Annotated in this window: 27 protein-coding genes and 1 pseudogene; 14 read left to right on the forward strand and 14 right to left on the reverse strand. The window is 63.1% G+C overall.

The window, feature by feature from the left end:
* Window positions 1-72: 72 nt before the first annotated feature.
* From QAZ47_RS32140 to QAZ47_RS23805, 4 genes are all read right to left on the reverse strand, one after another.
* Complete coding sequence (locus tag QAZ47_RS32140) at window positions 73-1,674, reverse strand: terminase family protein (protein ID WP_347567159.1); 1,602 nt, start codon at window positions 1,672-1,674, stop codon at window positions 73-75.
* 190 nt (window positions 1,675-1,864) lie between these two features.
* On the reverse strand, window positions 1,865-2,521 hold the full coding sequence (locus tag QAZ47_RS23795) for a terminase family protein (RefSeq protein ID WP_278230949.1): 657 nt from the start codon (window positions 2,519-2,521) through the stop codon (window positions 1,865-1,867).
* Complete coding sequence (locus QAZ47_RS23800; protein ID WP_278230950.1) at window positions 2,499-2,915, reverse strand: hypothetical protein; 417 nt, start codon at window positions 2,913-2,915, stop codon at window positions 2,499-2,501. Before QAZ47_RS23800 ends, QAZ47_RS23795 begins: the two co-directional genes overlap by 23 nt.
* Window positions 2,908-3,423 (reverse strand): hypothetical protein, encoded by a 516-nt coding sequence (locus QAZ47_RS23805; RefSeq protein WP_278230952.1) that lies wholly within the window; start codon window positions 3,421-3,423, stop codon window positions 2,908-2,910. Before QAZ47_RS23805 ends, QAZ47_RS23800 begins: the two co-directional genes overlap by 8 nt.
* 341 nt (window positions 3,424-3,764) lie before the next feature.
* Between QAZ47_RS23805 and QAZ47_RS23810 the strand changes: the two genes are divergently transcribed.
* From QAZ47_RS23810 to QAZ47_RS23830, 5 genes are all read left to right on the forward strand, one after another.
* Window positions 3,765-4,100, forward strand: coding sequence for a hypothetical protein (locus tag QAZ47_RS23810; protein WP_278203221.1), 336 nt, complete (start codon window positions 3,765-3,767; stop codon window positions 4,098-4,100).
* A gap of 135 nt (window positions 4,101-4,235) precedes the next feature.
* On the forward strand, window positions 4,236-4,688 hold the full coding sequence (locus QAZ47_RS23815) for a hypothetical protein (protein WP_278203222.1): 453 nt from the start codon (window positions 4,236-4,238) through the stop codon (window positions 4,686-4,688).
* A 242-nt stretch (window positions 4,689-4,930) separates the two neighbouring features.
* Complete coding sequence (locus QAZ47_RS23820; protein ID WP_278203223.1) at window positions 4,931-5,200, forward strand: hypothetical protein; 270 nt, start codon at window positions 4,931-4,933, stop codon at window positions 5,198-5,200.
* A gap of 433 nt (window positions 5,201-5,633) precedes the next feature.
* Entirely contained in the window at window positions 5,634-6,047 is a 414-nt protein-coding gene (locus tag QAZ47_RS23825; RefSeq protein ID WP_278230953.1) for a hypothetical protein, read from the forward strand.
* A 139-nt stretch (window positions 6,048-6,186) separates the two neighbouring features.
* Window positions 6,187-6,492, forward strand: a complete 306-nt coding sequence (locus QAZ47_RS23830) for a hypothetical protein (protein WP_040975155.1) — start codon at window positions 6,187-6,189, stop codon at window positions 6,490-6,492.
* 86 nt (window positions 6,493-6,578) lie between these two features.
* Here the strand turns inward: QAZ47_RS23830 and QAZ47_RS23835 are convergent, their stop codons facing one another.
* Together QAZ47_RS23835 and QAZ47_RS23840 are read right to left on the reverse strand one after the other, a co-directional pair.
* Window positions 6,579-6,935 (reverse strand): DoxX family protein, encoded by a 357-nt coding sequence (locus tag QAZ47_RS23835; protein ID WP_278233863.1) that lies wholly within the window; start codon window positions 6,933-6,935, stop codon window positions 6,579-6,581.
* Window positions 6,936-7,182: 247 nt separating this feature from the next.
* Entirely contained in the window at window positions 7,183-7,974 is a 792-nt protein-coding gene (locus QAZ47_RS23840) for a tryptophan 2,3-dioxygenase family protein (RefSeq protein WP_278230954.1), read from the reverse strand.
* 138 nt (window positions 7,975-8,112) lie between these two features.
* On the opposite strand from QAZ47_RS23840, the gene QAZ47_RS23845 reads away from it, so the two are divergent.
* The 3 genes from QAZ47_RS23845 (at window position 8,113) to QAZ47_RS23855 (ending at window position 9,260) form a co-directional block, all read left to right on the forward strand.
* Window positions 8,113-8,583: an Lrp/AsnC family transcriptional regulator gene (locus QAZ47_RS23845; protein ID WP_278230955.1), complete on the forward strand. Its 471-nt coding sequence runs from the start codon at window positions 8,113-8,115 to the stop codon at window positions 8,581-8,583.
* A gap of 70 nt (window positions 8,584-8,653) precedes the next feature.
* Window positions 8,654-8,923, forward strand: a complete 270-nt coding sequence (locus tag QAZ47_RS23850; protein WP_278230956.1) for a BrnT family toxin — start codon at window positions 8,654-8,656, stop codon at window positions 8,921-8,923.
* Window positions 8,907-9,260 (forward strand): BrnA antitoxin family protein, encoded by a 354-nt coding sequence (locus QAZ47_RS23855; RefSeq protein WP_278230957.1) that lies wholly within the window; start codon window positions 8,907-8,909, stop codon window positions 9,258-9,260. The genes QAZ47_RS23850 and QAZ47_RS23855 overlap by 17 nt, the downstream gene beginning before the upstream one ends.
* On the opposite strand, the gene QAZ47_RS23860 is transcribed toward QAZ47_RS23855, so the two are convergent.
* The 4 genes from QAZ47_RS23860 to QAZ47_RS23875 all read right to left on the reverse strand — a co-directional run bounded on the left by QAZ47_RS23860 (window position 9,257) and on the right by QAZ47_RS23875 (window position 11,611).
* Window positions 9,257-9,445 (reverse strand): hypothetical protein, encoded by a 189-nt coding sequence (locus tag QAZ47_RS23860; RefSeq protein WP_278230958.1) that lies wholly within the window; start codon window positions 9,443-9,445, stop codon window positions 9,257-9,259. The two genes, QAZ47_RS23855 and QAZ47_RS23860, sit on opposite strands and share 4 nt — an antisense overlap.
* 310 nt (window positions 9,446-9,755) lie before the next feature.
* A complete protein-coding gene (locus QAZ47_RS23865) occupies window positions 9,756-10,115 on the reverse strand; it encodes an SPW repeat protein (RefSeq protein ID WP_278203228.1) in 360 nt (119 codons plus the stop codon).
* A 156-nt stretch (window positions 10,116-10,271) separates the two neighbouring features.
* Entirely contained in the window at window positions 10,272-11,327 is a 1,056-nt protein-coding gene (locus tag QAZ47_RS23870) for a PAS domain S-box protein (protein WP_278230959.1), read from the reverse strand.
* Window positions 11,328-11,365: 38 nt separating this feature from the next.
* Window positions 11,366-11,611 (reverse strand): hypothetical protein, encoded by a 246-nt coding sequence (locus QAZ47_RS23875; RefSeq protein WP_278075744.1) that lies wholly within the window; start codon window positions 11,609-11,611, stop codon window positions 11,366-11,368.
* Window positions 11,612-11,882: 271 nt separating this feature from the next.
* Between QAZ47_RS23875 and QAZ47_RS23880 the strand changes: the two genes are divergently transcribed.
* Complete coding sequence (locus tag QAZ47_RS23880; protein ID WP_278230961.1) at window positions 11,883-12,224, forward strand: hypothetical protein; 342 nt, start codon at window positions 11,883-11,885, stop codon at window positions 12,222-12,224.
* Between the two features lie 36 nt (window positions 12,225-12,260).
* On the opposite strand, the gene QAZ47_RS23885 is transcribed toward QAZ47_RS23880, so the two are convergent.
* Window positions 12,261-12,671 (reverse strand): HD domain-containing protein, encoded by a 411-nt coding sequence (locus QAZ47_RS23885; protein ID WP_278230962.1) that lies wholly within the window; start codon window positions 12,669-12,671, stop codon window positions 12,261-12,263.
* 235 nt (window positions 12,672-12,906) lie between these two features.
* On the opposite strand from QAZ47_RS23885, the gene QAZ47_RS23890 reads away from it, so the two are divergent.
* Together QAZ47_RS23890 and QAZ47_RS23895 are read left to right on the forward strand one after the other, a co-directional pair.
* A complete protein-coding gene (locus QAZ47_RS23890) occupies window positions 12,907-13,110 on the forward strand; it encodes a CsbD family protein (protein ID WP_278075741.1) in 204 nt (67 codons plus the stop codon).
* A 126-nt stretch (window positions 13,111-13,236) separates the two neighbouring features.
* Window positions 13,237-13,419: a hypothetical protein gene (locus QAZ47_RS23895; RefSeq protein ID WP_278230963.1), complete on the forward strand. Its 183-nt coding sequence runs from the start codon at window positions 13,237-13,239 to the stop codon at window positions 13,417-13,419.
* 34 nt (window positions 13,420-13,453) lie between these two features.
* Here the strand turns inward: QAZ47_RS23895 and QAZ47_RS23900 are convergent, their stop codons facing one another.
* Complete coding sequence (locus QAZ47_RS23900; protein WP_278230964.1) at window positions 13,454-13,657, reverse strand: hypothetical protein; 204 nt, start codon at window positions 13,655-13,657, stop codon at window positions 13,454-13,456.
* A 220-nt stretch (window positions 13,658-13,877) separates the two neighbouring features.
* Between QAZ47_RS23900 and QAZ47_RS23905 the strand changes: the two are divergent.
* A pseudogene (locus tag QAZ47_RS23905) lies at window positions 13,878-14,389 on the forward strand (ferritin-like domain-containing protein).
* Between the two features lie 87 nt (window positions 14,390-14,476).
* The gene (locus tag QAZ47_RS23910) at window positions 14,477-14,842 is read left to right on the forward strand and encodes a low affinity iron permease family protein (RefSeq protein WP_278203235.1); all 366 of its coding nucleotides are present in this window, start codon (window positions 14,477-14,479) and stop codon (window positions 14,840-14,842) included.
* Between the two features lie 41 nt (window positions 14,843-14,883).
* On the opposite strand, the gene QAZ47_RS23915 is transcribed toward QAZ47_RS23910, so the two are convergent.
* Entirely contained in the window at window positions 14,884-15,234 is a 351-nt protein-coding gene (locus tag QAZ47_RS23915; protein ID WP_278230965.1) for a low affinity iron permease family protein, read from the reverse strand.
* Window positions 15,235-15,359: 125 nt separating this feature from the next.
* Between QAZ47_RS23915 and QAZ47_RS23920 the strand changes: the two genes are divergently transcribed.
* Window positions 15,360-15,686, forward strand: a complete 327-nt coding sequence (locus QAZ47_RS23920; RefSeq protein WP_278230966.1) for a hypothetical protein — start codon at window positions 15,360-15,362, stop codon at window positions 15,684-15,686.
* Here QAZ47_RS23920 and QAZ47_RS23925 read toward each other — a convergent pair.
* Window positions 15,643-16,647, reverse strand: coding sequence for a YihY/virulence factor BrkB family protein (locus QAZ47_RS23925; RefSeq protein WP_278230967.1), 1,005 nt, complete (start codon window positions 16,645-16,647; stop codon window positions 15,643-15,645). The two genes, QAZ47_RS23920 and QAZ47_RS23925, sit on opposite strands and share 44 nt — an antisense overlap.
* Window positions 16,648-17,014 lie beyond the last annotated feature (367 nt).

Here is a 17,014-nt window from a genome sequence, read left to right on the forward strand (position 1 = left end):
CAAGCCTCATGCCCACGCCCTCGCAACAAGCCTCCAGTTCGCCGCCGAGGCGGAAATCGCCTGGGCTATCCGTTAAGCCCATGCCCGAATTACCAGCCTCCAATTGGCATTCGTGAAGTTGACGGTCGCTGTGCCGCCCTTGTTGAGCATCAGGTATACATTGGTGTTGGCGGCAAAGCGCACGGAGACATTAGAGGCATCACAGAACAGAGTGCTGCCACGGCCGCCAGCGGACCCGTCATAGTAACTCTGCGGGTTGACGCCGATGGTATCACCAACGGCATAGCCATTCTCGGCACCCACACACACGAGAAAAGCCCCTACCAGTTTCGGTGCTACACCAAGGCCGTGGGCAAGTGTAAGCGAACCGCTCGATGTGATAGTCTGCTGCGCACTCTCGTAGAAGCCCTGAAGCTTTGCCGTCGCGACGTCCACCTTTGCGGCAAGGCCGGAAGCCACCGAGGCGGATGTCGCCAGCGGTGAGATAGCACTCGCCACGAAGGCCGTGGTCGCTAGCTGCGTGGAGTTCGTGCCGCCGGCCGCGGTCGGCGCGGCGGGCGTTCCGGTAAATGTCGGGCTGGCCTTCGGCGTGAACGTGGTGTCCACATAGGCGGTGGTTGCGAGCTTGGTGCTGTTGTCGCCGGCGGCTTGCGTCGGTGCGGTCGGTGTCCCCGTGAGCGCCGGGCTGGCCTTCGGCGCCAGGCTCGAGACCGGGACGCCACTGTCCTTCACCACCTTGCCCGTCGCGCCGTTGAACGTGGCGATGTTGTCGGTCGTGGCCGAGGCCGGCCCCGCAACCAGGCTCCCTACCGCCACGCCGCTGTCCTTGCCCGCCTTGCCCGTCGTGCCGGCGAAGGTGACGATGTTGTCCGTCACCGAGGAAGCCGGCCCGGAAAAGTCGCCAACGCCGGTGCCGTCCGCCCCCTTGTCGCCGGCGCGGGTGAAGATCAGCCAGATGCCGTCGGCGCTGGTCGGCAAGGTGCCGGCGCCGCTGACGTAGGCGAGCGTCAGTTTGCGATAGCGCGTGGCGGCCATCAGATCGTCGCGCAGCTTGACCACCTGGCCGTTCTTGCGGTGGAACAATCGGAATTCCTCGAACCAGGCGTGGAGGGTGGAAAACACCTTGAAGCGGCCGGACTGCATGCGGTCGAGCATCTCCATCAGCCCTGCCTCGACCGAGACCGAACCGTCGGGGAAGCGGGCGTGGCCGGCGAGCATGTTCAGCCCGTGCGCTTCATATTGTTTTGCGAGCGCCACGCCGGCACCTTCCAGAGTTTCACGACGGCCGTCGCGCGGCCAGGCGAAGGGCAGCCATTCGCCCCAGGCTTTCAGCGCCAGCGCCTGCATGGCCGGCGTCTGCTGGGAGGCGCGAACGGCTTTCGTCACGTAGACGACATCGGCCTCGGTATCCCAGGCAAGCTCGACCGCGGCGGACGGGTGGTCCCAGCCGAAATCGAGCGCACCGATCCTGGGCCACCAGCGCGGCAACTTGAAAGGCTCGCAGGCGATCATCTCGTCCGGCACCGGGAAGATGCGGCCGGAGCCCAGCACCGGAATGCCTTTCGCCCGCGCCTCGCGCTCATGCTCGGGATAGGCCGCGATGATCTCGGCGCGCTGCTCGGGGCTGTAGTGCCCGGCATCGTCGATGGTCATGAAGGTGACGTGTCGGGACATGGCACTGCCTTCTCCTTCTCCCCCTGTGGGAGAAGGTGGATCGGCGCGCAGCGCCGAGACGGATGAGGGGTGCGTGAAGGATCGTGGCGGCGGTGGTTTGCGGACGTCGGGGCCAAGCTGGAGCACCCCTCATCCGACCTCGCTTCGCGAGGCCACCTTCTCCCACAAGGGGAGAAGGGGAAGTGAGCGCTCACCCCTTCCCGATCCTCTCCACCGCCTCCGCACTCAAAAACCTCAACACCACATCGCTCATCCCGAGCAGCGGCGTGAAGGTGACGATCGTTATCCCGTCCGTCGCGTTGGTGCGGGTCAGGCCTTCGGAATAGATATCCAGCGGCGGTTCCTCGTCGAACCAGACGCCGTGCAGCGTCTCGCCCTGCCATTTCTCGCGGCCCTTTTCGTATGACTTGAAGGAGAGCACGCTCTCGGGCGCCTGCACGTCGCCGCCACCGCCCCAGCGCACGACGACGCTGTCCAGCGCACCCGGCGCGCCGCGGCCCATCACCGTCTCTGCGATGGCGTCGGCCGGGATCATGCCGGTGCCCCAGGCGGCCTGCTGCTGCGGCGGGCCGACCAGCACGCGCTGCGGGTTGTCGCGCGTGCCTTCGCCGGTAACGCCGGCGGCCCAGAGCCGGACCGGCGTGTCGAACACCTTGCCCGCCCACCAGTCGGGATAGCGGCCGGTGAGGTGCATGGCCCATTCCGCGCCCCCTGCCCTGGTCTTGCCGAGCTGGTTGCCGGCCATGAACAGGCGCTCGCGGTTCGTCGCCCCCGCCGCGTGGAACTCGGCCTGGCGTTCGTAAGGCGCGTAGGATGCGAGAAGGTTACGGCACCGACGTCGGTCCAACTCCTCGAGCAGCGCCAGATAGGTCTGCATCGCCATCGAGGAACGGCCGCAACCTCGCTTCGAAGCTGCGGATGCGGATGCGGAGCTCCTCATCGCTCAATTGACCGAGACTGTTCTGGTTGGCATCGAGACCCTGCGAGAATTCCTTGGGCAGCATCGTCAGCACGACTTTCAGATACTGCTCCGGCTTTTCCGCCCTGACCGCGGCGATGACGCCGGCGCCATAGGCGCGGAAATCGGCGCGCAGCGCCGTGGCGAAATCGTCGCCCAGCGTCTTCCTGGAGCGCTTTTGGCGGGTGACCGGCGCGGCGGCCGGCTTCGCCCTTGCGGGTTTCGCCCTTGCGGTGCTGGCACCGGCAATCTTGCGCCGCGCCTTGCCTGCTCCGTCAGCCATTGGCGGCCGCGTCGGCTGCCGACGCCCTGGCGGAACGAACCGCGCGCGCCTTGGCGGCTTTGCGCGCCGGCTTCTTGCGCGGCTTTGCGCGAACTCGCCTTGGCGACGCGGCCTGGTCAACCTGGTTGGATGCAGCCAGGCCAATTGGCAAGGCTGGCGGGACAGCGCCCCCCTCTGGCCTGCCCGTCCTCCGCAGCAGCTGCGCTGCAGCTTCGGAGGGTGGACCCACCATCTCCTCGGCTTGGGGGGAGATCGGCGGCTTCGGCGCTGCTGCCTTCAGCGTCGCCGCAGCGGCGGCGATCGCCGCATGGTCCAGGCCCTGGCGCGGAAAGCCGAAGCCGGCGACGGCGCCGACCGGGCCGCCGCGGACCATGCCGATGCGAACGCCCGGCGCGACTTCCTCGACGCGACCGGCACGGCGCGGCAGATGCGCGCCCTCGAACTCGCCGACGGCGCTGACGATCTCGGCGCCGTCGTCGCTGGTGATGATGGTGGCATAGCGTGGCATGGGGGCTCGGGTGTGCTGGTAATCGGAAGCGTCGCGTTCCTTCGCGCCAGCGTTTGCAGGCAGCTGCCGCAAGGCGCGACCAAAAAACAAAACCCGCCGGTCGGCGGGTCGTTGGCGCAAATCAGCACCATGAACAAAATCATAGCATGGCTGCCCTCACCGCGCAACGCACTCTAGGCAAATTTTCCTATCTCCTTCGAGCCCGCCACAACCCCGGCCGTCAAAAATGCCCGACCGGGACAGGTCGCCGCAGGTGGGCATTTTTGTCGGAACCATGGGCGGCCCGAGCGGTTGGGCCATGTCGCGACGCGACGACCTTTCGCCAAGAAAAGGAGAAAATCATGTTGAAAACCATCCTTGCGGCTTCGGCGCTAACGATCGGTCTTGCCACGGCCGCGATGGCCCAAAATGCCGGCCATATGGGCTCAGGCACGAGCTCAAGCACGGGCTCAGGCAACTCAAATGGCACGTATAGCAGTGGCCAGACGGTTGCCCCCGATACCGTCGATCCCGGCACGACCGGCAGCATCACCGGTGGCCCGACCTATGACGACGGCATGAACTCGAACGCAGACCGCAATTGCGCGGCGGGTCCGCAGGGCGCTCAGCCGGATGCCAGTAACCTGTCACCCGGTACCACCGCGCCGACCGTCAACGACAAGAACTGCGGTAAGTAAGGCCGCGATATCGTTGCAAGTTTCGTCGCAAGGGCCGTGGGGTTCGCTCCACGGCCCTTGCTTTTTGCGGCAGCGGCGCCTTTGCGGGAACCATGCCCCGTCGTGGCCGTTGCAAGAAGAAAAAGGAGAAAACCGATGGCAGACAACGACATAGGCACCGCCGGTCGGACAAGCGGCAATGGCAAGGGCACAACGAGCGCCGCGCGCAACAGAGGCGCTGCGCGCCGCAGCGCACGTGCTTCGGGCACTTCCGAGGCGGCGATGAAGAAGCAGATCGCGGAGCTGAAGCGCGAGGTGAGCCGGCTCAACCGGATGCTTTCCGATCAGGCCGAGGAGACGGCTCACGGCTGGTATCAAAGCGCTGCCGACCGCGCCTCGCACCTCTACAGCAACGCCTCCGGCCGCGCCTCGCGCGCGGCAAAGCAATTGCGCAGCCAGGCGCATAGCGTATCCGAAACGGTGCAGCAAAACCCAGGCACCATTTCTACCGCGGTCGCGATCGGCGGGCTGTTCGGCGTGCTGATGGGGCTGGCCATCGCCAGAAGCTCGCAGCCCGAGCCTGACTGGTTCCATCGCTGGCATCGCTGATGCGCGAGGCGGGCTCGCCCGCCTCGCCGCTGTTCCACAGACCCGGGCAGGAAGGGCCGGGCGCGAGACGGGCTTGCCGTCTCGTCGCTGTTCCACAGACCCGGGCAGGAAGGGCCGGGCGCGAGACGGGCTTGCCGTCTCGTCGCCTGCCAAGAAGGCTCCGTCCGCAGCGGCCTTTGCACAGGCTGGTCATTAGCCGAACCTTATGGAATCATCCCGCATTGGAATCGCGGAGAGCGGGCATGGACAAACCTGCCATGGCATCCGTCTTTCGGATGCGGCATGTGCCAGCAAGCATTTCGGGCGTTCGCAGCCTGGGCCGGGGCCAGGCTGATCCGGTTTTCCATTCGAGGCCGCTCGGCGAAGCCATCCGCTTCATCGCCGAGGCCGACGGCCAGTATGATCTCAGCGCCGTCGCCATCTCCTACGGCGATCGCTCGACGCCGCCGCTCGGCTGCCGCGAGGCCAAGCAGCTCTGGAGCGAATATGGCGAGCGCCTGATGGAGGCCTAAAGCGTTTCAGCGTTTCACGGAAACGCCGAACCGCTCGATTTCGTCATCTAGGCGAAATCAGCGCAAACGCCGGGGATTGGCTGAAGCCTCCCAACTTCGTCATCCTAGGGCGGAGCAGGAGCGAAGCTCCGTCGCGGAGACCCTGGGATCCATACCGTGACATCCGCCATAGAGTGCGGCAGCGCAGAAATCCGCACCGTTTTCAACACTTTAACGTCACGGCATGGATCCTCGGGTCAAGCCCGAGGATGACGAAGCGATGGGGCGTCTCGGCCAATCTCCAAGGCATGCGGCCTGCCAAGGCAACATAGCCGACCGGCCAAAATCCCTGTCGAGGAACTAGACCTCGCCGGCGGCTCGTGGCGCCTTCGCCCACCGAGAAGTCGTAGAGTAGTGGCCTCGCTATTTTACTTGGAACTCATCCGAGCCCGCCTTGTTCGCGTCATGGAATTTTGCTCGGTTCGGGCGCGATTTGATTTCAGGAGGACGGATGCGTTTCGAAATGCGTTTTGGCGCGGTGCTGCTCGGCGCCTCAGTTCTGGCCGGCTGCACCAGCGCCAAAGAAAGCCGATGGAACAGTGCGCAAGCGGCGATGCAGGGCAGCCCTGCCTTCAAGCGAGGCATCATCGCCGACTGCAACAAGCAGGTGGGGTCAGAACAACTGAAGGACAGGCAGGCTGTGGCAAGGCTCATGAACGTCAGCGTCTCGCGCGTTCCAGCCGCGTTCTGCAGCCGGTTCTTCAATGCCTGGGCGAGCGGCCGCCTTACCTATCGCGACATTCAGGGCATCCATTCCCAGGCGGCCGACAACAGCCGCTTCGTGCGCATCCTGCAAGGCAGGCAATAGGGGGCCGCCCGGTCCTCGCTGTCACGCCAAACGGCCCAGCCAGCTGGTCGGGACCGATCCCGCAGCGGCACCAAGCATCGTACCGGATCGGAAACGCGGCTCGCGCGTTTTTGAGGCGAGGTCAATGGGAGGAAGCGCCATGAACGTCGCCAATCTGCAACTCGAGGGCCTGCTGATGGCCGTCGCGGCAATCAATCACGTGCTGGTGCGCAAGGGTGTGCTGACGGTCGAGGAGATCGACATCGCGCTGCGCAAGGCCGAGGCGGTCGAGACCGGCGAGGACCGGTCCGAGGGCATGTCGGCGTCGAGCCGCGACGCCGTCAACTTCCCGATCCGCCTGCTCGAGCTCGCCAACCAGTGCCAGCCCGAAGCGGACATGCCGTCCTTCTCCAAGCTGGCGCGCATGGTCGGCCAGATGAAGGAGCCCTACAACGACCAGATGTGAGGTCGAGGGGAGCGGTTTCCAGGCAAGGTCGGCGCTGCCCCTCCCTTCGGGCACCTTCTTCCCGTGAACGGGGACAAGGGAAAACCTTACGCCTTGCCCGGCCAGCCTTGACGGACCGCCAGCACGCTGCCCGGGCCGTGCGCTGCGGCGAAGAGCAGGCCGGCGGCGAACGGGAAATGCGACATGAAGGCGCCGAACTCGGCCTGGTTGCCGGCCCAGTGCGATGGGCCGTGGAAGGCAAAGCCGAGGAAGAGCACGTAAATCGCGGCGATCAGCGCGGCCGGGGTGAAGAAGGCGCCGGTCAGGAAGGCGATCACCAGCAGCGTTTCGAGGATCGCGGCGCACCAGGCCAGGAACAGCGGGAACGGGAAGCCGGCAGCGGCGATGTAGCCGGCGGTGGCCCCCATATCCATGAACTTGAACGCCGCCCCCATCGCGAACATGGCGGCGAAGATAAGGCGGGCGATGAGAATGGCGGCTGTCTGCCAGGTCGATTGCGTTTCCACGTTTGTCCCTCCGGGTTGAAGCGGTCGATATGCTCCAAGGACGGACGACGGGCGATGGTTCCGACAGGGGGTGGAAATTTTCTCCCCTTCTCCCCTTGTGGGAGAAGGTGGATCGGCGCGAAGCGCCGAGACGGATGAGGGGTGTTCCAGCGGAGTGAGGCGTCGGCGTTCCCTGGAATACCCCTCATCCGGCCGCTTCGCGGCCACCTTCTCCCACAAGGGGAGAAGGAGAACGGTGCAGCGGATGGCTGATCGAGTCCCGCACGGTGCCGTAGGCCGCGCCCCAGCGGTCGGTCATGTCGCAGCGTATGTCCCAGAGCTCGGGGAAGAAGCGGTGGCGGGCGCCGCCTTCGAGGATTTCCACCGGGCGGCCTTTCAGCGACTTGGCGCCGAGCCCGATCGAGCGGTGGATCAGATAAAGGTGGTTGGCGCGGAATTTCTGGAACAGCTCGTCGAACTCGATCAGCGCCTCGGCCACGACGTAGGCATCGCCATGGTCGTAATGGGCGTCATAGATGTCCTCAACCGAGAGCTCGTGGCTATAGAGATAGGCGTGCTTGAAGGCCCGCCAGAGATCCGGCGGCAGGCGCAGGATGAGCTTGAAGCCCGGCGACTCCTGGCCGCTGCCGTTGCCGAGCTCGAGCCGGATCTGCTGGTACTCCTTGGGCGACATCGTCTCCAGGAGGTCGAGCTGCGCCGTCATCATGCGCACCAGCCGGTGCACGCGGCCCATGAGGGTGACGATGCGGTGGGTATTCTGCTTCTCCAGATAGTCGAGGACGTCGACCAGCGTGTAGGCGATGAGCTTCATCCACAGCTCCTCGACCTGGTGCACGATCTGGAACTGCAGCTCGTCGGCGTTGACCATGTCGGCGAGCGGCTTCTGGCAGGCGAGCAGTTGGTCGCATTTGAGATAGACGCCGTAGTCGCGCATTTCGGGCGCCTCGATGCGGGCGTGATAGTCCGACTTGTCCATGGCTGATCTCCTCGCACGGCATGGTCCGGCAGATAGCCAGGATAGCGCTTTCGGCTTGAACATTGTTCCTTTCTGTTATCCAAATGATGAAAATCGGAGGACGATCGCGTCAATTTTCGCGATATTGGAGAACGATATATGTTGGATGCGCTTGACCGCAGGATCGTGGCAGCCCTCGAGCGCGACGCGCGCATCTCGTTCGGCGAACTGGCCGAGGAGGTGGGCTTGAGCAAGACGCCGTGCTGGAAACGGGTGAAGGCGCTGGAGGATGCCGGCGTCATCCGCGGCTATTCCACCCGCATCGATCCGGCGGCGATCGGCTTCGGCATCGAGGCCTTCATCCAGGTGTCGATCGACTTCGAGGTCTCGGACGCCTTCGAGGCGGCGGTGAAGAGACACCCGCTGATCCGCCGCTGCTACGCCACGACCGGCGAGGCCGATTATCTGTTGCAGATCGTCACCGTCGACATGAGGGCGCTGGACAGGATGCTGCGCGAGGAGCTCAGCCGGTTGCCCGGCGTGCGCCGCACCGTCACCTCGATGGCGATGCGCGAGATCAAGTGCGACATCTCGTTCGCCGACGCGGCGGGGCATGCGCTGAGGGGGTGAAATGGTATGAGAATCTTGCAATCATGGAGTAATTTCAGTATATACTTTAATTGTCGAAACAGGCGGGGCGATGCGTTTCGAATGGGATGCCGTGAAGGCTAAGACCAACAAGGCCAAGCACGGCATCGATTTCGAACTCGCTTTGGAATTCGATTTCGCAAACGCCCTCGTCGCAATCGACGACAGTGAGAACTACGGCGAGGAACGCCTGGTCGCTACGAGCATCATCGGCCTTTCTATCTATGTGATGGTCTATGTCGAGCGAGGCGAAACGATCCGGGTCATTTCGCTGCGCAGAGCCACGAGGAAGGAGATCGAGAACTATGTCGAAAACCTCTAAGCGTTCCCGCTCTGCAATCGTGCGCCGCGAAGCTAACCCGCCGACGCGTACCCGCGAGGAAGCCCTCGCCATCGCCCGGGCTGCTCTTTCGCGGATAACCGGCGAGGAGGACGCAGCGACGACAGCTGCGGCTCTTACCGACCCCGACGCACAGCCGGCGGAAGCCTTGCAGCGTCGCAGGCCCGGCCGCCCACGCGCCGAAGTGAAGAAGGTAGCGGTCTCACTGAAGCTCGATCCCGATGTGGTCAGTGCCTACCGCGCGCAAGGCCCCGGCTGGCAGACGCGGATGAATGACGATCTGCGCAAGGCGGTGAAGCTGAAGCACCACACGCGCTAGGCTGCGCCTGCGGTTATGGTGTCGCTCGGTTTCAGTTTCGCTGGAGCCTCGCCAACAGCCGGTTCGGGTTCCCGCGCCGCCTCTTCCTTCTCCGCATCGGCCTTGCGCTTCGGGCACTCTTCGAAATCATGGTCGCGGCCGCCGCAATAGGAGCAGCATTTGGCGGGGCTGTCGGGGTGGAGCATCGGAGCCATTCCCAAGAATGCACGAAAAAATTCCCGGTTGCAGCAATTGCGTGAGGTCGCAAATCGCCGTTCAGCCCCGATGCCCCGATATGTTTCTCACGCAATTCCGGACGGAAAACCGCGGCACACTTTTCCTGGAATTGCTCTTTTGCTTTTTGCGCAATTCCGGACGGAAAACCGCGGCACACTTTTCCTGGAATTGCTCTTTTGCTTTCGCGCAATTCCGGACGGAAAACCGCGGCACACTTTTCCTGGAATTGCTTTTAAAGGAGCTCGCCGCTTGCGCGGCGGGCTCCCTTTCAATCACCGCTCACGCATGGGCGTGTGGATGACGGACGTCCCAGACGGCCCAGGCCGATGCCGCGACCACGAGCACGCCGAGGACGACATGCGTGATCATTACGTTCCTGTCGGCCGCGAAGCCCAGGAACCAGGGCGACACGATCAGCCAAAGCCCGAGGACCATATTTACCCATTCCTCCCATTCAGCGAACACCGAAAGCGTTGCCAGGGCAAGCGCACCGAGCAGGACGCCGACAATCCAGGCGTTCCACGCGGGCATCATTGCCGCGGTGAATCCGATGACCCAGGGTGAGATGAACAGGCAGATAGCGAGGACCAAGGTTACCCAGTCCTTGCTCTTCCTTTCTTCCATCAGTTTGCTTGCCATGACAACCTCCATCGATGAAGCTTGACAAAAGCAACTGCGTTCGCGTGCGACGCGCACGCTCTGTTAATTGATGTAATACACTTTTACGAACCTGCAAGGGAGGGCTTGCGCAGCCATGGGTTGCGTAGCCCCGATGCCAGACGGCAAATACCCCTCTCAAACGCTGAAGTCGCCTTCGTTCTCGACGCCGAGCTGCGGCACGACGATGGCCTCCAGCGGCGCCGTCAGCGTCCATTTCATCTGGCCTGGCGAGCGTTCGAGGCTGGACGAGCCGCCGAGCGCTTGCGGCGCCACACGCTGCAGCACCACCGTGCCAAAACCCTTGCGCGTCTCCTCATTTGGCTCGCCATTGCCGGCATCGGCATTCGACGTCTCCTGCCAGACAAGGTGAAACCGGCGCCGCGCCTCCGGATCGGTCTCGACCGTCCAAGTGATCTCGACGCGACCGCCCTCGCCTGCCAGCGCACCATATTTCGACGAGTTGGTGCCAAGCTCGTGGAAGGCCATGCCGAGATTCTGCACGGCGTTCGACTGCAGCGTCAGCAAGGGACCGGAGAGCGAGATGCGCTCCTCATGGCCGAACGGTTTCAGATGTTCCTGGATGAGGTCGAACAGGCTCGCTCCCGCCCATTCCGAAGTCACAAGAAGATCGTGCGAGCGCGACAGCGCCATGATGCGGGCGCGGATCATCTCCTCGAACTCGCCGGGGCTGGCGGAGCGCTTGTTGGTTTCCCGCACCATCGACAGGATCACCGCGAACTGGTTCTTCACGCGGTGGTTGACCTCGCGCATCAAGAGCCGAATGCGGCGCTCGCTTTCCTTGGCGGCGGTGATGTCGCGGGCGATCGTGGAGGCGCCGACAATATTGCCGGAAAGGCTCCTGATCGGCGACACCGTTATCGAAACGGCAAGCAGTGAGCCGTCCTTACGCCTCCGCATCGTGTCGAAGCTCGCCACGCCCTCGCCGTTGCGGATGCGGCCGATGATGTCGGCTTCTTCGTCATGCAGATGCTCCGGGATGAGGAGCAGCATCGATCGGCCGATGGCTTCTTGCGCGCTGTAGCCGAACATGCGTTCGGCCGCACGGTTCCAGTCGGTGATGACGCTGTTCAGGTCTTTGCCGATAATGGCGTCGAACGAGGAGTCGACGATGGCCGCCAGCCGCGCATTTGCGCTGGCATCTTGTGATTCCCTGCCCCCGGATTTCGCCATGGGCGTTAGCTAGCGCGACTGGGGGTCAAGGCAAGCGCCTAGGCCTTGGAATGGTCGGGAATATCGCCGTTGGCTTTTTCAGGAGCCAGCACGCCGAAATCCTGTGACTTCACCCCAGCCTCGGCAGTCAGGAAGCCGTCCGACGCAAGACCTCGGCGCAGCAATTCACGCACCGCAGCCGAACGGCTCGGCATGCGCTTTTCGAAACGCCAGTTTTCCAGCGCCGCCAACTCCTCGTCGGTCAGCATGATCTGCAGCCGCTGCGGCCGCTCAAGCTCAGCCACTTTTGCCTCCACCACAGACGTTCAACACCACAAAATGAGTAAGTGCCTCACTTTGAGTAGAACTAGGGTTGGCCGCATAAGACGTCAAGGAGGGCCGATGCGTGAAGGGAGACTGGCACCAACGATACCAACGATGCTGCGAGACTGCCTTTGACACCTTATACTAACTTACTGATTTATTTAATGATTTTAAGATTTGTGTATTGCCATCCGCTCGCTTCGGGCACATTGTACCCAAAGAGGGACGCCCGCCGTGAAAGGGAGGGTTCCAATGTTACGAGGATTTTCCGACCGGTTGCGCAACGACGTCCATTGCAAGGTCCAGCAGGCCCTGTGGGCGGACGGGATTGTCAACATCATCAGGTTGTCGGAAGAAGTCAGGCTCGATAACGTCGAGGAGAACATCGCCCGCGAGGATATCGAGAGTTTGGTGCTGCAGGTGGCACAACTCTATGGCGCGGCCATTGAGTTCGACGACGAGGCGCGGACGGCGCTCGACCTGCCCGACCCCTGTCCAGCCGATAACCGCAACGATCTGGAAAAGGCGTTGAAAGAACGGTCGCCGCTTTCGGACGGCTCAACGAATCTGCTGCACGTGGACGACAAGTGCTGACGGGCGGGGCTAGCGGTTGGAACCGACGCCCGACCATCAGCCGTTGGCCTGTTCATCCAACAGGCGCAGTCCGGTTTCATATTTCCTCGGCTCGATGCCCATCTGGCGCGCCTGCCACAAATTGTCCCTGAGGTCTGCTTGCTTGACCGGCCTCGCCAGCGGGTTCGCCGCGGCGCGAGAGATGAAAGCCCGTTCGCCTTCGTCCAGCCGCCTCGTCAGCGCGTCGACCGCTGCGACCACTGGAAAGCCGAAGCCTGCCGTCTCGAGCCGCTCGAGCGTCCAGCCCTCGCCTTTCTCGACCACGTCGTGCAGGTAGGCGACGGTCTTTTCGTCGAGCGTTTCGACGGCGTCAGCAACGCGCCTCACATGTTCGATGTAGGGACGGCCGGTCTTGTCCTTCTGGCCGCGGTGGACGTCTTCAGCGATCTTCGCTGCCTGGTAAAGCATGATCTCCTCTCTCTATTTGGAAGCCCGCCCCGGAGGGGACGACCGGAGCGGGCTGGGCCGGGCTCTGGATACCCGATCCGGCAGCGCGCCTTTCGCGGGGATGTGGGGAATGCGCGCCGTACTGCAAACAGGAACATCAGCAGCGTCTAAATGTTCCTTCGCTGCCGGCCGAAAAACAGGAACCTGCGGCCGGCGCCGCCGTTAGCTCATTGTGCGAGTAAAGGAGGTCCGCGCCATGGATTGGAACCGCGTCGAAGGAAACTGGAAGCAGGTCAAGGGCAAGGTGAAGGAACAGTGGGGCAAGCTTACCGACGACGACCTCGACCGCATCGCGGGCAAGCGCGACCAGCTCGAAGGCAAGATCCAGGAACGCTACGGCATCGCGAAGGACCGTGTCCGCCGCGACGTCGACGACTGGGCGAGCCGCCAAGGCTGGTAGCGCCCGCGGTCCGGATGAATCAGTCCGCAGCCCCTCACCGGGCTGCGGTATCGAAAGTCAGGAATTTTGATTTCCGAACAATGGTGCCATATTAGCTGACTAAGTGATTCATGGCACGCTGAACCGATGGCCAAGAAGAAGAACGCACCCAGCCCGACCGTCGTCACGGCGACATCCGCCGCCGAGGCCTATGAGGCGGCCTACTTCGCCCGCAAATGCGGCCTGACCCCAGAAGAGGCGCTGCGGCTGATGCGCGAGGCAGCGGCACCAGCATTCAAGACGTCCGACAGCAGAAAGCGCAAGGGCTAGCCAAAAACGAAAGCATCTGTGCGGTGATAGTCGCTCAGGTCGGCGGGCGATTGTCACGATTCTTCGCGAGTTGCTTTATTGCCCTGAGAAAGATCGGGGCAGCGAGATCGCATCTGTGCCGCGACGGGCCATTGGCATGGATGACGATTTCGGCCTGCTTCAAAGTCATGCCGTACTTTTGAGCAAACTCGAGGGGTTCATAGGCTTGCTCCCACCCCGGCCCTGTCTTCAGCATCATAACGTTCCTCCCGCTTGATAAGTCAGGCAACGCGTTCGGCTCGACAAGGTTTCAATGGCGTACTAAGGGCAGCCATTGCGGGCCTCGGCCACCCCGAGCACCGAAACAGGCAGTCAATAACAAAAGATCGTTTCCGGGATTCTCCTGGCCAAAATTCTTTCTGGAACAAGTCGTTTCGGATCGAGTTGAGGCTGACCAACCCCACCAGGAGATCTGAGACATGGCGAGTACGAAAACAGCCTCGAAGAAAGGCCTGAACGAACTTTTCCACGACACGCTGAAGGACATTTACTTCGCCGAGAAGAAGATCCTCACGACGCTGCCCAAGATGGCCAAGGCAGCGCAGGACGACGCCTGAAGACGGCCTTCGAAAAACATCGCGTCCAAACCGAGGAACATGTGGCTCGGCTCGAGGAAGTGTTCGATGTGATCGACAAGAAACCCGTCGGCAAGACTTGCGCCGCGATCATGGGCATCACCGAGGAAGGCGCTGAGATCATGGAAGAGTATAAGGGTTCCCCTTCCCTCGACGCCGGCCTGCTGGCGGCGGCGCAGGCGGTCGAGCATTACGAAATCTCGCGCTACGGCACGCTTCGGACCTGGGCATCCGAACTCGGCCTGGCCGAAGCTGTCAACCTTCTCGACAAGACGCTCGCAGAGGAAAAGGAGACTGACGCGGCACTTACCGAGCTTGCCGAATCGGCCGTCAACGTAGCGGCCGAAGCGGCTTAGGGTGGAGGGAGGAATCTTCCCTCAATCCTGCCCCTTTCCCGAGGCCTGGGATTCACGTCCCAGGCGGGCGCGATTTGAGACCGTCACATGGAAAAGGCATTCAACCGGATGGCGGAGGCCGTTGCCCGCGCTACCGGCAGGCAGTGGGCCTTTGCTCTCTGCCTGGCATCAGTTCTGATCTGGGGAGGAACCGGGCCGGTGTTCCACTACTCGGAGACCTGGCAGCTCGTCGTCAACACCGGCACCACGATCATCACCTTCCTGATGGTATTCCTGATCCAGAACACACAGAACCGCGACGGAGCCGCCGTGCAGGCCAAGCTCGACGAATTGATCCGCTCCGGCCACGCCAAGAATGATTTCATCGGCATAGAACATCTCACGGAAGCCGAGGTCGAAGAGCTCCGCGCCCGCTGCGCCGAGGCAAGGAGAAGGCAGATGGCCGACGCCTAGAGAAAGTTCAAAGGTTGACGGCAGCGCGATCGGTCGGTTGTTCACCGGGACGCGGGCCTGGAAGCGCTCACGCCAGCCGCGGCAGCATGGGTTTCGATATTCTCCAGTTCCTCGTTTATGTGCTCCGGCGATTTATGCTCTAGGCCGACAACCTCGTTGCGGGCGGCCTCCAGCGCAACGATGATCTCGTTGAGCTTGGCCTGCATGGCGGCCGTATCGCGCGCGTTCTGGATCAGCACGACGCCGGTGAGTCCTAATGCCGAGATCGAGACGATATAGGTGCCGAGAGGGGCGCTGGCGGCAGCGACACAAATCAGCGCGGCTGTCAGCAGCACATAAAGTCCCCATGGTCGGGAAAGGAACTCGGCAAGGACGTAAAGCGGTCGATGCATGGAAGCCCTGTCACTTCGCGAAGGCCTGCGCCTTTTTGCAAAGCGCAGGCTCGACCGGACGTATCGGCCGGCCGGCAGCTACCTTGGAGGGACACTGCGAAGATGGAACTTCAGTAGAGGGGTGTTTGTTCCTCATGGCGAAAGGGCGGCTTCTCCAAATGACCAGACCGTCGCTGCATCTGCTCAAGGGCATAGGCTATATTGTCTCGACGATCAGCGTGGCCTTGCTGGCGATCGTCAGTTGGGAGAGCGCGTCGAAAAGTCCGCTGCTGACCGGCTGCCTGCTCGGCGGCGCCGCCACGTCGATCGCCGGCATGTTCTGCCGCTGGCTTTCCTACGAAATCGAAAAGCGTCAGGAGGAGCGGCAGGACCGAAAAAAGCCAAGCCTCGGGTCACCGGCGAGCAGCGTCACCCCTGCCTCCACCGCCGGAACCCCGAGACCAGCACCGTGATCAGACTGCTGATGAGAAGGATCCATAGGACAACCTCGCCCTCCGATATACCCAGCTTGGATGGACCGTCCGACCGTGGCGTTTTACCGCTCGCCGCCACCACCGGCGCGAGATCCCGCTGGCTGCCGCTCCGCACCGAATAGGCGCGGGTGATCTCGGCGCCGAAGAGGAATATCTGGGCCGAGTAATAGACCCACAGCAGCACAACCATCAGCGCGCCGGCAGCGCCATAGGAGGTGGCGATGGCGCTGGTGCCGATGTACCAGCCGATCAGCGACTTGCCGATGGTGAACAAAAGCGCGGTGACGATTGAGCCGACGCCGACGTCGCGCCATTTGAGCGTGCGGTCCGGCAGGACCTTATAGATCGCCGCAAAGAGCAGCGCGATCAGCACAAAGGAGACGACGGTGTTGATCGAGCTCACGATCAGTTCGCCGAACGGCAGACGCCGGTTGATGTATTCGCCCAGCGCCGAGATCGCCGTGCTCGCGGCAAGCGACACCAGAAGCATGAAACCAAGAGCCGCCACGAGGCCGAGGCTCGCCGCCCTCGCCCGCACCAGGCGGGAAAGCGAAACGCCACCGGGCTTGACCTTCCATATCTGATTCAGCGACTGCTGCATCTCGCCGAAGACGCCGGAGGCGGTGACAAGCAGCACCACCAGCCCGATGACGGTGGCCAGCGTGCTGGAACCGCGATGCGAGGCAGTCTCGATCGCTGCCTTGAGGAGGTCGGCGCTTTGCGGACCCATCACGCCCGCGAACTCGGCCGAAAGGGCGAGCTGAGCGGCGTCGTTGCCGATGACGATACCCGCGATCGCCACGACGATCAGAAGGATCGGCGCCAGCGAGGTCGCGGCGTAGAAGGCCATCGCCGCGCCATGACTCAGCGCATTGTCGTCGAGATAACCGGTGATGCTCTCTTTCAGCAGAACCCAGGCTTCCTGGAACCAGCGCGGCATGTTCCTCACCGCCTATCTCGGACGGGAGATGCAGGTTCGAATGCCGGACGTCTTGCCATGCACGCTCGCCCGAATTGGAGCGGGCCGGGTGGGACAAGAGCTCGACTGCCTTTTCGTTGGCCAGGGTATGAAGCCGGAAAAACCACCCTGTTCTCTTTGCCACCAGGTCCGGCTGACGCGGCCCGCAGAGGTCAATCCGGCGCGAGCCGGATGGTTCCGCGCCGGTGCCGCCGACACAGTGCAATGAGGCAAAGTTTGTCGGGTCCGTGTCCGGTGGTAAAAAACCGCCCCGGATGGGAGAGCCGGGGCGGCAATTGTGGGAAGCAGTTCGGGTATTCGGGAACTACGCAGGCAACAACTCGCCTGC

The sequence above is a fragment of the Mesorhizobium sp. WSM4904 genome (assembly GCF_029674545.1).
GTDB lineage: Bacteria > Pseudomonadota > Alphaproteobacteria > Rhizobiales > Rhizobiaceae > Mesorhizobium.

What these genes read in the sequence shown, in the direction of transcription:
- QAZ47_RS32140 (WP_347567159.1), bottom strand. Translation starts at nt 1,674, where the DNA reads ATGTCCCGACACGTCACCTTCATGACCATCGACGATGCCGGGCACTAC.
- QAZ47_RS23800 (WP_278230950.1), bottom strand. Translation starts at nt 2,915, where the DNA reads ATGGCTGACGGAGCAGGCAAGGCGCGGCGCAAGATTGCCGGTGCCAGC.
- QAZ47_RS23805 (WP_278230952.1), bottom strand. Translation starts at nt 3,423, where the DNA reads ATGCCACGCTATGCCACCATCATCACCAGCGACGACGGCGCCGAGATC.
- QAZ47_RS23810 (WP_278203221.1), top strand. Translation starts at nt 3,765, where the DNA reads ATGTTGAAAACCATCCTTGCGGCTTCGGCGCTAACGATCGGTCTTGCC.
- QAZ47_RS23815 (WP_278203222.1), top strand. Translation starts at nt 4,236, where the DNA reads ATGGCAGACAACGACATAGGCACCGCCGGTCGGACAAGCGGCAATGGC.
- QAZ47_RS23820 (WP_278203223.1), top strand. Translation starts at nt 4,931, where the DNA reads ATGGACAAACCTGCCATGGCATCCGTCTTTCGGATGCGGCATGTGCCA.
- QAZ47_RS23830 (WP_040975155.1), top strand. Translation starts at nt 6,187, where the DNA reads ATGAACGTCGCCAATCTGCAACTCGAGGGCCTGCTGATGGCCGTCGCG.
- QAZ47_RS23835 (WP_278233863.1), bottom strand. Translation starts at nt 6,935, where the DNA reads ATGTTCGCGATGGGGGCGGCGTTCAAGTTCATGGATATGGGGGCCACC.
- QAZ47_RS23840 (WP_278230954.1), bottom strand. Translation starts at nt 7,974, where the DNA reads ATGGACAAGTCGGACTATCACGCCCGCATCGAGGCGCCCGAAATGCGC.
- QAZ47_RS23845 (WP_278230955.1), top strand. Translation starts at nt 8,113, where the DNA reads ATGTTGGATGCGCTTGACCGCAGGATCGTGGCAGCCCTCGAGCGCGAC.
- QAZ47_RS23850 (WP_278230956.1), top strand. Translation starts at nt 8,654, where the DNA reads ATGCGTTTCGAATGGGATGCCGTGAAGGCTAAGACCAACAAGGCCAAG.
- QAZ47_RS23855 (WP_278230957.1), top strand. Translation starts at nt 8,907, where the DNA reads ATGTCGAAAACCTCTAAGCGTTCCCGCTCTGCAATCGTGCGCCGCGAA.
- QAZ47_RS23860 (WP_278230958.1), bottom strand. Translation starts at nt 9,445, where the DNA reads ATGCTCCACCCCGACAGCCCCGCCAAATGCTGCTCCTATTGCGGCGGC.
- QAZ47_RS23865 (WP_278203228.1), bottom strand. Translation starts at nt 10,115, where the DNA reads ATGGCAAGCAAACTGATGGAAGAAAGGAAGAGCAAGGACTGGGTAACC.
- QAZ47_RS23870 (WP_278230959.1), bottom strand. Translation starts at nt 11,327, where the DNA reads ATGGCGAAATCCGGGGGCAGGGAATCACAAGATGCCAGCGCAAATGCG.
- QAZ47_RS23880 (WP_278230961.1), top strand. Translation starts at nt 11,883, where the DNA reads ATGTTACGAGGATTTTCCGACCGGTTGCGCAACGACGTCCATTGCAAG.
- QAZ47_RS23885 (WP_278230962.1), bottom strand. Translation starts at nt 12,671, where the DNA reads ATGCTTTACCAGGCAGCGAAGATCGCTGAAGACGTCCACCGCGGCCAG.
- QAZ47_RS23890 (WP_278075741.1), top strand. Translation starts at nt 12,907, where the DNA reads ATGGATTGGAACCGCGTCGAAGGAAACTGGAAGCAGGTCAAGGGCAAG.
- QAZ47_RS23895 (WP_278230963.1), top strand. Translation starts at nt 13,237, where the DNA reads ATGGCCAAGAAGAAGAACGCACCCAGCCCGACCGTCGTCACGGCGACA.
- QAZ47_RS23900 (WP_278230964.1), bottom strand. Translation starts at nt 13,657, where the DNA reads ATGATGCTGAAGACAGGGCCGGGGTGGGAGCAAGCCTATGAACCCCTC.
- QAZ47_RS23910 (WP_278203235.1), top strand. Translation starts at nt 14,477, where the DNA reads ATGGAAAAGGCATTCAACCGGATGGCGGAGGCCGTTGCCCGCGCTACC.
- QAZ47_RS23915 (WP_278230965.1), bottom strand. Translation starts at nt 15,234, where the DNA reads ATGCATCGACCGCTTTACGTCCTTGCCGAGTTCCTTTCCCGACCATGG.
- QAZ47_RS23925 (WP_278230967.1), bottom strand. Translation starts at nt 16,647, where the DNA reads ATGCCGCGCTGGTTCCAGGAAGCCTGGGTTCTGCTGAAAGAGAGCATC.